We start from the raw sequence: 12,788 nt of genomic DNA on the forward strand, positions 1-12,788 counted from the left end.
GTGATGCAGTTCACAACTCTGTTCTGAAGCTGAGCCTGTCACCGGGCAATTGGTTTGTCAATAGGTATTTTCTTGAACCATAAGGCCGGGTTGCGATGAATTTCGGGTGAGGTATTGCGCATAAATGGTTCGCTGACATACCTTATGTGGGGAGAGCTCCTGAACCCGCAACGATGCGAACGAATCACCGGTGCGACACTACCGAGAAGAGGAACCATGAGCGTCACTCCATCAGATCTGACACTGGACCAGCTGAAGGCAGAGATCTCTGCCGGCGATGTCGACACGGTGCTCGTCGCCGCCACCGACATGCAGGGCCGACTCCAGGGCAAGAGGATCACCGGCAGATTCTTCCTCGACGAGGTGATGGACCACGGCACCGAAGGCTGCAATTACCTCATGGCCGCTGACGTCGAGATGAACACCGTCGACGGCTACGAACTCACCTCGTGGGAACGCGGATACGGCGACTTCATGTTCGTGCCCGACTATTCGACGCTGCGTCGCATCCCCTGGCATCCCTCGACGGTCATGGTCCAGTGCGACCTCGCCTTCCTCGACGGGTCACCGCTGAGCGTCTCGCCCCGGCAGGTGCTCAAGGCTCAGCTGGAACGACTCGAGAAGCTCGGATACTCGCCGATCGGCGCGACCGAGCTCGAGTTCGCCCTCTACAACACTGGCTACCGCGAGGCGATGGCAAACGACTACCGCAACCTCGAGGCAGCGAGCACCTACAACATCGACTACTCCCTCTTCGGCACCGGCCAGGTCGAAGGCTACCTGCGTCGCCTGCGCAATGAGATGGACGCCGCCGGTCTCTACACGGAGAGCGCGAAGGGAGAATGCAATCTTGGTCAGCTCGAAGTCGGCTTCCGCTACACCGACATGCTCGCCACCTGCGACAACCACGTCGTGTACAAACTCGGTGCGAAGGAGATCGCGGACCAAGAGGGCAAGTCGGTGACCTTCATGGCCAAGCCCAACGACCGCGAAGGCAGCTCCTGCCACATCCACATGAGCCTCAACGATGCCCAGGGTGCACCCGTGTTCTCGACCGGCCACGGAAGTGAGATGTCAGAGACGATGAAGCACTTCGTCGCCGGAGTCGTGGCCACCCAGCACGACTTCACCTACCTCTACGCACCGAATGTGAACTCGTACAAGCGCTTCGCCGACGGCTCCTTCGCTCCCACCGCAGTCGGTTGGGGTTGGGACAATCGGACCTGCGCCGTGCGTATCGTCGGGCACGGACCTGGGCTGCGCTTCGAACAGCGCGTTCCCGGCGCCGACGCGAATCCCTACATCGCGGCCGCCGCCCTCATCGCGGCGGGAATCCACGGCATCGAGAACGAACTCGAACTGCCCGAGCCCTTGGCCGGCAACGCCTACACCCAAGACGTGCCGAATATCCCGCGCCGCCTCCACGACGCAGTGGCCGCGTTCTCCTCCTCCGAGGTTGCGCGCCAGGCCTTCGGCGACGAAGTCGTCGACCACTACGTCCACGCCGGAGAAGTCGAGATGGCCGCCTTCGACGCTGCAGTCACCGATTGGGAGGTCCGGCGTGGCTTCGAACGACTCTGAGGCACCCTCGCACGAAGACCTCGAAACGAGCACGCGGCCTGTCGCTGAAGCATCAGGCCGCCGGCCTCTCATCGGCCTGCCCACGTATTACGGCCGCGGACAGTTCGGTGTGTGGGACCGCGACTCCGCGTTCCTGCCCAGCGTCTACGTCACCGCGGTGACGCGGGCCGGCGGTCGCGTCGTCCTTCTGCCGCCCGAAGATCCGTGGACCGCGGCCGAGGTGGCCGAACTCGACGGCATCGTCCTGACCGGGGGAGATGACGTCGACCCTGCGCTCTACGGTGCCGAACTCGGGCCGAAGACCCAGACCCCGAACACACGCCGCGATGCCTTCGAGACCAGCCTCTACCGGCATGCGCGCATCACCGGTGTCCCGGTCTTCGCCATCTGCCGCGGCGCCCAGATCGTCAACACCGTCCATGGCGGAACACTGCATCAGCACCTGCCCGAGGTCGGCGGCTTCGGCGCGCATGAGGCGGAGAAGAAGGACGAATTCGCCGAGGTGGCTGTGACCACCGCACCGGACACCGCCGTGTCCGCGCTGATCGGATCCGGAACCACGGTCAGATGCCATCACCACCAGGCGATCGACCGCCTCGGCGGGGGCCTGGTCGTCAGTGCCCGATCGGCCGAGGACGGCTGCATCGAAGCGCTGGAAGCGCCGGACGGGTCGATGTTCGCGGTGCAGTGGCACCCGGAGGAGACCCTCGACGATCTGCGCCTGTTCGCCGGCATCGTCGAGGCCGCGACCAGACGTGCCGAATCGCGGCATGCGACCACAACGTCTGCGACAACGACCACACAGCACACACCCGAGACGACTATGGAGGCCGGCCGATGACCGACGTACTCAACCCCGCGACCGAGGAACGCGTCGCCACCGTCGACGCGCACAGCGTCGACTCGACGCGTGATGCGATCGGCCGCGCCGCCGACGCCTTCCCCGCCTGGCGCGCCATGGCTCCGGGCCAGCGTGCCGAGCTTCTGCGCTCCTTCGCCCGCGCGGTCGAGGGCGACATCGAGTACCTCGCGCAGCTCGAAGTCGCCGAAGCCGGGCACACGATCTCCAACGCCCGTGGCGAAGCCGGCAACGTCCGCGACGTCCTCAACTACTACGCGGGCGGCGTCGAGCGCCACCTCGGCGATCAGATTCCCGTCGCCGGCGGCGTCGACATCACCTTCCACGAACCCCTCGGAGTCGTCGGCATCATCGTGCCGTGGAACTTCCCGATGCCCATCGCCGGGTGGGGGTTCGTGCCCGCGCTCGCCGCAGGCAACACCGTGGTCCTCAAACCCGCTGAGCTGACGCCGCTGACGGCGATCCGCCTCGGCGAGCTGGCCTTGGAAGCGGGTATCCCGCAGGACGTGTTCCAAGTCGTCCCGGGCAAGGGATCGGTCGTCGGGCAGACGTTCACCGACGACCCGCGGGTCGCGAAGATCGTGTTCACCGGCTCGACCGCGGTGGGCGAGACGATCTTGGCCGATGCCGCGAAGTCGATGAAGCGCACGACCCTCGAGCTGGGCGGGAAGTCGGCGAACATCGTCTTCGATGACGCCGATCTCGAACTGGCAGCGGCGACTGCACCCTACGGAGTCTTCGACAACGCAGGTCAGGACTGCTGCGCACGTTCGCGCATCCTCGTCCACGACTCGGTCTTCGACCGATTCATGGAACTCCTCGAACCCGCGGTCGCCGGGGTGGTCGTCACGGACCCCAGCCTCGAGACCGCGGAGATGGGACCGCTCATCTCCGCCGGACACCTGGAGAGCGTGGCCGGATTCCTCGACGGCGTCGACGTCGCGTTCACCGGCAGCGCCCCCAGCGGTGCCGGATACTGGATGGCGCCGACGGTCGTTCTGCCGAAGTCGCCCTCCGACCGCATTGTCACCGACGAGGTGTTCGGACCCGTGGTCACCGTGCAGCGCTTCCGTGACGAGGCCGAGGCGATCACGATGGCCAACGACTCGCCCTATGGGCTCTCCGGTTCGATCTGGACCCGCGATGTCGGCCGGGGCTTGAGGGTCGCCCGCGGCGTCGACTCCGGCGCCCTGTCCCTGAACTCGCACTCTGCAGTCCGGTATTCGACTCCGTTCGGCGGGTTCAAACGCTCCGGCATCGGCCGCGAGCTCGGCCCGCATGCGATGGACTCGTTCACGGAGACGAAGAACCTCTTCATCGCCACCGACTGAGCTGCACCCGGTGGAGCGGTGCCCGACACACTCAGCGGGGAAATCGCTCCGCGACGCGGATCAGTGGTCGATTTGTGGTGAATTTCGCCGGGAATTCGACACAAATCGACCACTCCAGCCGATACCAATTGCCCCACAGCTCTTATGACGAAGGAGATATGACATGAACTCACCACAGATGTCAGACACGTACGACTCGGCCCAGATCGTGTGCCGCCGCCTGCCCGGCCGGACCGCCGTGGTCACAGGCGGTGCTAGCGGCATCGGCCTCGCGACGGCCAAACGGCTCGCCTCGGAAGGGGCCAATGTCGTCATCGCCGACACGAACGCGGATTCCGGTGCGATCGCCGCCGAGGCGGTCGGGGGCCTCTTCGTGTCCACCGACGTCACCGATCCGGCCCAGGTCGACTCCCTGTTCCAGACCGCCTTCGACACCTACGGCAGCGTCGACGTCGCGTTCAACAACGCGGGAGTCTCCCCACCGGCGGACGCCTCGATCACGGAGACCAGCCTCGACGTGTGGCGCAAGGTCCAGGACATCAACCTGACGTCGGTGTACCTGTGCTCGAAGGCGGCGCTGACGCACATGCGCAAGCAGGGCCGCGGCTCGATCATCAACACGGCCTCGTTCGTGGCGCTCATGGGATCGGCGACCTCGCAGATCTCGTACACGGCGTCGAAGGGCGGAGTGCTCGCGATGACGCGTGAGCTCGGCGTGGAGTTCGCGAAGGAGGGCATTCGCGTCAACGCGCTGTGCCCGGGGCCAGTGAACACCGAACTGCTGCGCGAACTGTTCGCCAAGGATCCGGAGATGGCGGCCAGGCGTCTGGTGCACGTGCCGATGGGCCGCTTCGCCGACGCTTCTGAGATGGCTGCAGCCGTGGCTTTCCTCGCCAGCGACGACGCATCGTTCGTCACCGCCCAGTCGTTCACCGTCGACGGTGGCCTGACCAACGCCTACACGACCCCGCTGTGAGTGAGGGAACCGAAGCGTTCGCCCCCAGCGGCCAGGTGACTGCGCTGCGGGCGATCGCTCCGGCGCGTTCGGGCAACATCTTCGAGGAGACGATCGAATGCCTGCTCCAGATCGTGCGCCTTGGCATCATCCCGCCCGGGCAGCGCTTCCCGCCCGAACGTGAGCTCGCCGAACAGCTCGGCATCTCCCGGGCGACCCTGCGCGAAGCGATCTCCGAACTGCAGAGCGCCGGATGGGTCAACGTCCGCCGAGGTCGGGGCGGAGGAACGTTTGTCTCGCGAGCTCCGGCGACCGGTGCCCTCCACGGTGCAGCCGCGGGCGGGCACGTGGGCTCATCGACCGCCTCGGGTCGTGCCTCGGGTGGCGCGTCCGGTTCCGACGCCGGGTTCTCCGCCGTCGAGGTCGAGGACACTCTGACCTGGCGGCGCATCATCGAGATGGGCGTCGCCGAGGTGGCAGCCGGGCAGGATCTCACCGCTCCCCAACGCGGTCAGCTGGTGGCGGCGATGGAGGCGAGCCGACAGTCGGACATGGCCGGGTATCGGCGCCTGGATTCCCAACTGCATCTGACCTGGGCGCAGGTCACAGGATCGCCCAGTCTGGTGCGCTCGATGGTCGAGAGTCGGACCCGGGCGAACAAACTGCTTGAGCGGATCCCGATGATCGAACCCAACCTCGTCCACTCCCACGAGCAGCATCAGCGGATCCACACCGCGATCCTCGCCGGAGACCCTGACGCGGCGCGCGCGGCGATGGCCGAGCATCTCGACGGCACCGCCTCGCTGCTGCGCGGATTCCTCGCAGAGCCGTAATCACGAGTGGTCTCGAGCCGAACTCAGATCGTCTCGGCTGCCTCCTGCTGGGCGCGTTGGGCGATGCGTCCTCCGGCGAGGACCATCTCGATCTGCCGGGGCGAGAGCGTATGGCGGAATTCGAACGTCCGTCCGCCCACCTCGGCGCTCACGGTCTTGCCGTCAGCCAACTCGTCGCGCAGTCCTCTGAACTCGAGGACATCGCCCTGGGACAGTGCCTCGTAGTCCTTCTCGTCGATGAATTCGAGCGCGAGGACACCGAAGTTCGCGAGATTCTGCCAATGGATGCGGGCCAGCGATTTCGCGACGACGACCCGCAGCCCCAGGTAGCGGGGTGCGATCACGGCGTGCTCACGGGATGAGCCCTGGCCGTAGTTCTCACCGCCGACGATCGCGTGTCCGCCTTCGTGCTCGACGGCGCGAGTGGCGTAGGTGTCGTCGACCTGGATGTAGACGAACTCGGAGATCTTGGGAATGTTGCTCCGGTAGGGCAGCACCCGGGAGCCGGCGGGCATGATCTCGTCGGTGGACACGTTGTCGCCCACCTTGAGCATGATTTCGAGGTCGATATCGCCTGGCAGAGGATCGAAATCGGGCAGGGTCGAGATGTTCGAACCTTTGACTAGCTCCACGTTGCGCGCCTCCTCGGGCGGCAGCGGCGGAACCAGCATCGACCGGTTGGCGGAGAACTTCTCCGGCAGCGTGACCTGCGGATAGTCGATGCCCAGATCGCGCGGGTCCGTGATCTTGCCCGTCAGCGCCGCGGCCACGGCGGTCTCCGGCGAGCACAGCCACACCGCGTCCTCGTCGGTACCCGAGCGTCCGGGGAAGTTCCGCGGCATCGTGCGCAGGCTGTTGCGGCCGACAGCCGGAGCCTGACCCATGCCGATGCAGCCCATGCAGCCCGACTGGTGGATGCGAGCGCCTGATCCGACCAGTGAGGTCAGCCATCCGCCGGTGATGAGGTCGGCGAGGATCTCTCGCGATGTCGGGTTGACGTCGAGTGAGATCTGCTCATGGATATGCCGACCCTCGAGGGTCTCCGCAACGACGGCGAAGTCCCGCAGACCCGGGTTCGCAGAGGATCCGATGACGACCTGGAAGACGTCCTCACCAACGACCTCACGCACCGGGCGGACATTGCCCGGTGACGACGGTGCGGCGATGAGCGGTTCGAGCTGTGAGAGGTCGATGGAGTCGTGTAGGTCGTACTGCGCGCCTTCGTCGGCTTCGATCCGAGTGAAGTCCTCGCCTCGGTCGCTGGCTTCGAGGAAGTCCCGGACCGCGTCGTCGGCAGGGAAGACAGTGGCTGTGGCACCGAGCTCGGCACCCATGTTCGCAATCACATGGCGATCCATCGCGGTCAGGCCCTTGAGACCTTCACCGTAGTACTCGATGATCTTGCCGACTCCGCCCTTGACGCCGTGGCGACGCAGCATCTCGAGGATGACGTCCTTGGCCGAGACCCACGGCGGCAGTGTGCCGGTGAGTTCGACGCCCATGATCTGGGGCGCGCTGATGTAGAGGGGCTCGCCGACCATGGACATGGCGATCTCGAGACCGCCGACGCCGATGGCCAGCATTCCCAAGGCACCGGCAGCGCAGGTGTGGGAGTCTGAGCCGATGAGAGTCATGCCCGGTTTCCCGAACCGTGACTGGTGGACGGGGTGGGAGACTCCGTTGCCGGCGGGGGAGAACCACAAACCGAATCGCTGCGCGGCAGAGCGCAGGAACATGTGGTCCTCGGGGTTCTTCTCATCGGTCTGCAGAAGGTTGTGGTCAACGTACTGGACAGAGGTCTCCGTGCGGATCCGGTCGATGCCCAGCGCTTCGAGCTCGAGCATCACCAGCGTTCCCGTTGCGTCCTGAGTCAGCGTCTGATCGATGCGGACCCCGATCTCGGTGCCGGGCTCGAACGTCCCGGATTCCAGATGTGAGCCGATGAGCTTCTGAGCGACATTCTCAGCCATCGTCACCCTCCTTATGAAGTGGTCGAATTGCTGGTGTGCACGCTCTCACGTGGTCAATCCACGTTAGCCCTCGGAACGAGGACCCACAAGGGTCGGGCAGAGACATCGGCGTGCTCGCGGCGGTGGACAACCGGCGCATACTGGATGTATGCCGGAATTGCCCGAGGTGGACGCACTGGTCGAGTTTCTGCGGCCGAAGGTCAGCGGTGACTTCGTCACGCGGACCGATGTCGGAGAGCTGAGCATCCTCAAGACCGTCGATCCACCGCTCGAGGCGCTCGCCGGACTCGAGATCACCGGCGTCGCGCGCTCGGGAAAGGCCCTCATCATCGAATTCGAGGGCCTTGAGCTGGTCTGTCGATTCGCGCGCGCAGGGTGGATAGTCTGGCACGATCTCGTGCCCACCGGTCCGGTCAAGATGGGCAAGGGACCGCTGGGTCTGCGCGTCCACCTGGCCTCGGGTGCCGGTTTCGACCTGAGCGAGGCGGGGACGAAGAAGAACGCTTCGGTCTCGCTCGTCCATGACCGCGCCGAGGTGGCTGCTGTCGCCGGGGCCGGACCCGATGCGCTGTGGATCGAAGCAAACGAATTCTCCCGGCTGTTGGCCGGGTCCCGGTCGCGGATCAAGACCGTGCTCGAGGACCAGGAGATCATCACCGGCATCGGCAATGCCTACTCCGACGAGATCCTCCACACCGCGAAGATCTCCCCGTTCGCCCCCGCATCCGGTGTTGACGCGCCAGAACTGCTCGACGTGATCCGCGGAGTTCTCGGTGCTGCCCGCGAGACGCTGACAGGTCTGCCGCCGAGCAAGGTCAAAGCCGCGAAGAAACGCGGGCTGCGAGTCCACGGCCGCACTGGTCAGACCTGTCCGGTCTGCGGGTCGACCATTGCCGAAGTCTCGTACACCGACAAGTCGCTGCAGTACTGCCCCGGCTGCCAGACCGACGGGAAGAAGCTCAGCGACCGTCGGATGGATCGGCTGCTCAAATAGCGGCAGACTCATGCAGCGGCAGAACGACGAAGCGGCGGCTCAGCCGGTCTCGATCGTCCTCTGCAGCAGCGGAGTGACGCGGTATTCGACCATCTGCTTCATCGACACCAGGGTGCGTGTGCGTTTGACGCCGGGAGTCCCGAGGATCTGCCCGGCGACGCGATAGAGGTCATCGGTGTCTCGGGCGACGATCTGGATGAGGGTGTCGGCTGTGCCGGAGACCCCGATGACCTCGAGAACTTCAGGGATCAGGCTGAGCGCTTCACCGATCTCGTCGAGTCGTGACTGTTTGAGATTGGCCAGCACGTGCGCCCTGATCGGGTAGCCGAGCCCAGTCGTGTCGACACGATGGCCGAATGGGTGCAGCCCTTCGGATTCGAGCCTGCCCAGCCGTGCCTGAGCGGTGTTCCTGGCCACCTGCAGGCGATGGGCCAGTCCTGCGATCGTCGCACGCGGTTCGCGGATGAGTTCGAGGAGGATCTTCGCATCCAGCGCATCTGCGATTCGTCGCCGTTGTTCCTCGACCATGACACCACCATCTTTCCTCATCGAAATGCTCACCAGTTGCTCAACTGTATAACGAGGTACTGAGCAGTGTGCGCAATTTCAAAGCGACATATTGAGCACTCCGATTAAGTCTGTTTGGATCGTTCTGAGTCGGTCCGGATCTGGACCGACCTGCGGTTCGACATACACCGTCGGCACCCCTCGGGCGAAACTGCCCTGCGCGCGCCGGTCCATTCGCCCAACGGTCACATGGATCGGCGCACGCGCCAGACAGTTCATTCAAGGAGGAATACGTGCCCGACCACTCTGCACTCGATGAGATCCATGACCGCATCCTGTGGCTCTCGACCTCGATCATCCACCATGCCAACCGGGTCCGGCCCAACCGAAGCGGGCTCAAAGTGGGCGGTCATCAGGCCTCCTGTGCATCGATCGCCTCGATCATGACCGCACTGTGGTTCCACGAACTCCGGGCAGAAGACCGTGTGAGCATCAAACCGCATGCCGGTCCCGTGTGGCATGCCATCAACTACCTCTTCGGTGAGCTCGACGAGACCCAGATGACGACGCTGCGGGAGTTCGGCGGCCTCCAGAGCTACCCGAGTCGCACGAAGGACCCGGTTCCGGCCGACTATTCGACAGGCTCAGTGGGCATCGGTGCGACCGCGCCGATCTGGGGCGCCGTGGCCCGCCGCTACGTCGACTCCAGCCTGCGAGACATCGGCACCGGACGCCAGTACTCACTCGTCGGCGATGCTGAACTCGATGAAGGAGCTGTCTGGGAAGCTGTCAACGATCCCGGGGTCAAGCACCTCGGCGAGATCGTATGGATCATCGACCTCAACCGGCAGTCCCTCGACCGCGTCGTCCCCGACATCGCCGCCGGACGGATCGAGGCGACGTTCGATGCTGCCGGGTGGCAGGTCATTACGGTCAGGTTCGGGCGTCTGCTCGAAGACCTCTTCGCCCGTGAGGGTGGGGATGCACTGCGCCAGCGCATCCTCACGATGTCGAACCCTGAGTATCAGCGGATCCTGCGCTGCACTGCAGAGGAGCTGCGCGATCGTCTGCCCGGTGAAGCAGGAAACGACGGCGACGGTGACAACGAGAGCGGTCAAGCACTGAGGGCCCTCATTTCCGACCTCGATGATGCCACGCTCTTGGCTGCGATCAGGAACCTCGGCGGTCATGACATTCCCGCCCTGCTCAAGGCCTTCGCGCAGATCGACGACTCCCGTCCCACGGCGGTCATCGCGTACACGATCAAGGGGTTCGGACTGCCGAGCTCCGGCCATCCGCAGAACCACTCGGCACTCATCGACGCGGACGAATACGCGGCACTGGCCGAACTCAGCGGTCAGGATCCGCAGGCGCCGTGGTCGCGCTTCGATCCCGACACCCCTGCCGGTCGCATCGTGGCCGAGACCGCGCAGCGACTGGCCCGCCCCGAGTTCGCTCCGACTGCTCCGGTCGAGCTGCCTCATGATCTGGAGCGGACGCATAAGGGGACATCGTCCTCGCAGGCGGCGCTGGGTCGGGTCCTCATGGACCTCAGCCGGCAGTCCCCGGAGACAGCCCGCCGGGTCGTGACCGTCAGTCCCGATGTGTCATCGACGACCAACCTCGGCGGGTGGGTCAACAAGGTCGGCGTGTGGAGCGCGGCTGCGGCGCAGAACTGGTTCGCCGACGGTGCGGAGACGATTCTGCAGTGGAACGAGTCGGCGCAGGGCCAGCACATGGAGCTCGGCATCGCCGAGACGAACCTCGTCGGCCTCCTCGGTGAACTGGGCGCGACGTGGAGTCGCTGGGGTGAGCCGCTGTTCCCGATCGGGGTGATGTACGACCCGTTCGTCAATCGTGCGCTCGAACCGTGGACATTCGGCATCTATGCCGGCGGTCAGTCGATCCTCGTCGGGACTCCGTCGGGAGTGACGCTGGCGCCGGAAGGCGGGGCGCACCAGTCGATCACGACACCGTCGACGGGCATCGAAGTGCCGGGGCTGGTCACCTACGAACCGGCATTCGCGCAAGACGTCGAGTGGTCGCTTCTGCATGCGATGTCGCTCATGGGCAGGCCCGGTGGCGAGTCCGCCTATCTGCGCCTGTCCACGCGCGCCGTCGACCAGAGCCTGGCCCGCGTGCCCGCGGATCCTGCCGCCAGGGAACGTCGCCGGCAGCAGGTCATCGCCGGGGCCTACCGGATCAGGACCTCGGCCCGACCGGTCGTGCAGCTCGTGGGAATGGGCGCGCTCATGACCGAGGTGCTCGCGGCCGCCGATCGGCTCGCGGAGATGGGAATCGAGGCCGACGTCGTGTGTGTGACGAGTCCCGGTCTGCTCTACCGTGCGCTGCGAGCCGGTCAGCGCCGTTCGCCAGCGATGGAATCGGTTGGTTCAGTCGGTGCAGTCGGTTCTGCCGCTGGCGGGAGCGCTTGGATCCTTGACCAGGTGTTCCCTGCCTCGAGCGCGGTGCCCATGGTCACGGTCCTCGACGGCCACCCGCACACGCTGTCGTTCCTCGCGACGATCAATCGGGTCGAGCATGTGGCGCTGGGCGTGAGCACTTTCGGGCAGTCGGGTGACATCGACGACGTCTACCGCTATCACGGCATCGACACCGAATCGATCGTCTTCGCCGCCCTCGACGCCGTCCGCAGCTGAGCGGCACCTCCGCAGGTGCGGTGGGCTGAGCGGCGACTCCGCAGCTGAGCGGCGGAAATAATCCTCCCGCGGTCATCGTTGCACCGTGCAGGCAACCCGACCCCGAGCCGATACAGGAGCATCATGACGCAGCAGGTACAGATCCCCGGCACAGACCTCACCATCTTCCCCATCAACCTGGGGACGAACACCTTCGGCTGGACCGCCGACGAAGCCGGATCACACGCTGTGCTCGACGCGTTCGTCGCCGCCGGCGGCAACTTCCTCGACACGGCCGAGTCCTACCCGGCGTGGGTGCCCGGCAATACCGGCCGCGAGTCCGAGACCATCATCGGCACCTGGCTCGCCGCTCGCGGCAACCGCGACAGTGTCGTCATCGCCACGAAGGTCGGTGACCATCCGGAGCACAGGACACAGGACCCCGAATACATCCGCACCGCCATCGATGCCTCCCTCGAGCGTCTGCAGACAGACCATGTCGACCTCTATTACGCGCACCGCGATGATGAGGTGACCCCCATCGCCGAGGTGGCCCGGGTCTTCGATGAGATCGTCCGTGCCGGTAAGGCCAAGCATGTCGCCGTCTCCAACTACTCCAAGGACCGGCTAGCCGAGTGGCTGGCCGTGGCCGAGAAGGAGAACCTGGTGAAGCCCGTAGCGATTCAGCCCCAGTACAGCCTCGTGTTCCGCCGCGACTACGAGACCGAGCTTCAGCCGCTGGCCGATGAGCACAATCTCGGCGTCTTCACCTACTTCAGCCTCGCCGCCGGATTCCTGACCGGAAAATACCGCACCGAGGCCGACCTCGCAGGAGCCAGCCGCGGTGGCATGGTCCAGGGGTACTTCAACGCCGATGGCCTCGAGGCCATCGATGAGCTGGTTGCTGTGGCGAAGGCCCACGATGCGGCACCGGCAACCATTGCGCTCGCCTGGCTGATGGCCAAGGGTACGACCGCACCGATCGTCTCGGCGCGCACACCCGAACAGCTCGAGGCTCTGATGGCGGCCCCGGCCCTCGAACTCAGTCCCGAGGAGCTCTCACGCCTCGATCAGGCCTCGTCTCCCTTCGCCTGAGCAGCGCCGCTGTCGACCCGAGCC

Annotated in this window: 10 protein-coding genes; 8 read left to right on the forward strand and 2 right to left on the reverse strand. The window is 65.5% G+C overall.

The features are described from left to right. The first annotated feature begins 216 nt into the window (after window positions 1-216). The 5 genes from MPN20_RS06000 to MPN20_RS06020 all read left to right on the forward strand — a co-directional run bounded on the left by MPN20_RS06000 (window position 217) and on the right by MPN20_RS06020 (window position 5,559). Window positions 217-1,581, forward strand: a complete 1,365-nt coding sequence (locus tag MPN20_RS06000) for a glutamine synthetase family protein (RefSeq protein WP_242780492.1) — start codon at window positions 217-219, stop codon at window positions 1,579-1,581. Then, complete coding sequence (locus tag MPN20_RS06005; protein WP_242780494.1) at window positions 1,562-2,422, forward strand: gamma-glutamyl-gamma-aminobutyrate hydrolase family protein; 861 nt, start codon at window positions 1,562-1,564, stop codon at window positions 2,420-2,422. The genes MPN20_RS06000 and MPN20_RS06005 overlap by 20 nt, the downstream gene beginning before the upstream one ends. Beyond that, entirely contained in the window at window positions 2,419-3,771 is a 1,353-nt protein-coding gene (locus tag MPN20_RS06010) for an aldehyde dehydrogenase family protein (protein ID WP_242780496.1), read from the forward strand. The genes MPN20_RS06005 and MPN20_RS06010 overlap by 4 nt, the downstream gene beginning before the upstream one ends. A 208-nt stretch (window positions 3,772-3,979) precedes the next feature. Continuing rightward, window positions 3,980-4,747, forward strand: a complete 768-nt coding sequence (locus tag MPN20_RS06015; RefSeq protein ID WP_347566803.1) for a 3-oxoacyl-ACP reductase — start codon at window positions 3,980-3,982, stop codon at window positions 4,745-4,747. Continuing rightward, the gene (locus MPN20_RS06020) at window positions 4,744-5,559 is read left to right on the forward strand and encodes a GntR family transcriptional regulator (RefSeq protein ID WP_242780500.1); all 816 of its coding nucleotides are present in this window, start codon (window positions 4,744-4,746) and stop codon (window positions 5,557-5,559) included. The genes MPN20_RS06015 and MPN20_RS06020 overlap by 4 nt, the downstream gene beginning before the upstream one ends. Before the next feature lie 23 nt (window positions 5,560-5,582). On the opposite strand, the gene MPN20_RS06025 is transcribed toward MPN20_RS06020, so the two are convergent. Then, on the reverse strand, window positions 5,583-7,529 hold the full coding sequence (locus tag MPN20_RS06025) for an aconitate hydratase (RefSeq protein ID WP_242780502.1): 1,947 nt from the start codon (window positions 7,527-7,529) through the stop codon (window positions 5,583-5,585). Window positions 7,530-7,677: 148 nt separating this feature from the next. On the opposite strand from MPN20_RS06025, the gene MPN20_RS06030 reads away from it, so the two are divergent. Next, window positions 7,678-8,523 carry a DNA-formamidopyrimidine glycosylase family protein gene (locus tag MPN20_RS06030; RefSeq protein ID WP_242780504.1) on the forward strand — a complete coding sequence of 282 codons (846 nt, stop codon included), beginning with the start codon at window positions 7,678-7,680 and terminating at the stop codon, window positions 8,521-8,523. 39 nt (window positions 8,524-8,562) lie between these two features. Here the strand turns inward: MPN20_RS06030 and MPN20_RS06035 are convergent, their stop codons facing one another. After that, window positions 8,563-9,051 (reverse strand): Lrp/AsnC family transcriptional regulator, encoded by a 489-nt coding sequence (locus tag MPN20_RS06035; RefSeq protein WP_242780506.1) that lies wholly within the window; start codon window positions 9,049-9,051, stop codon window positions 8,563-8,565. A 272-nt stretch (window positions 9,052-9,323) separates the two neighbouring features. Here MPN20_RS06035 and MPN20_RS06040 point away from each other — a divergent pair, with 272 nt between their 5' ends. Beyond that, on the forward strand, window positions 9,324-11,690 hold the full coding sequence (locus MPN20_RS06040; RefSeq protein WP_242780508.1) for a pyruvate dehydrogenase: 2,367 nt from the start codon (window positions 9,324-9,326) through the stop codon (window positions 11,688-11,690). Between the two features lie 123 nt (window positions 11,691-11,813). After that, a complete protein-coding gene (locus tag MPN20_RS06045) occupies window positions 11,814-12,764 on the forward strand; it encodes an aldo/keto reductase (RefSeq protein ID WP_242780510.1) in 951 nt (316 codons plus the stop codon). Window positions 12,765-12,788 lie beyond the last annotated feature (24 nt).

This window comes from Brevibacterium sp. ZH18 (genome assembly GCF_022748595.1).
In the GTDB taxonomy this organism is placed as follows: Bacteria; Actinomycetota; Actinomycetes; order Actinomycetales; family Brevibacteriaceae; genus Brevibacterium.

Bases quoted from the DNA above. Each gene is read 5' to 3' on its own strand.
- MPN20_RS06030 (WP_242780504.1), top strand. From the start codon at position 7,678: ATGCCGGAATTGCCCGAGGTGGACGCACTGGTCGAGTTTCTGCGGCCG.
- MPN20_RS06025 (WP_242780502.1), bottom strand. From the start codon at position 7,529: ATGGCTGAGAATGTCGCTCAGAAGCTCATCGGCTCACATCTGGAATCC.
- MPN20_RS06035 (WP_242780506.1), bottom strand. From the start codon at position 9,051: ATGGTCGAGGAACAACGGCGACGAATCGCAGATGCGCTGGATGCGAAG.
- MPN20_RS06010 (WP_242780496.1), top strand. From the start codon at position 2,419: ATGACCGACGTACTCAACCCCGCGACCGAGGAACGCGTCGCCACCGTC.
- MPN20_RS06045 (WP_242780510.1), top strand. From the start codon at position 11,814: ATGACGCAGCAGGTACAGATCCCCGGCACAGACCTCACCATCTTCCCC.
- MPN20_RS06000 (WP_242780492.1), top strand. From the start codon at position 217: ATGAGCGTCACTCCATCAGATCTGACACTGGACCAGCTGAAGGCAGAG.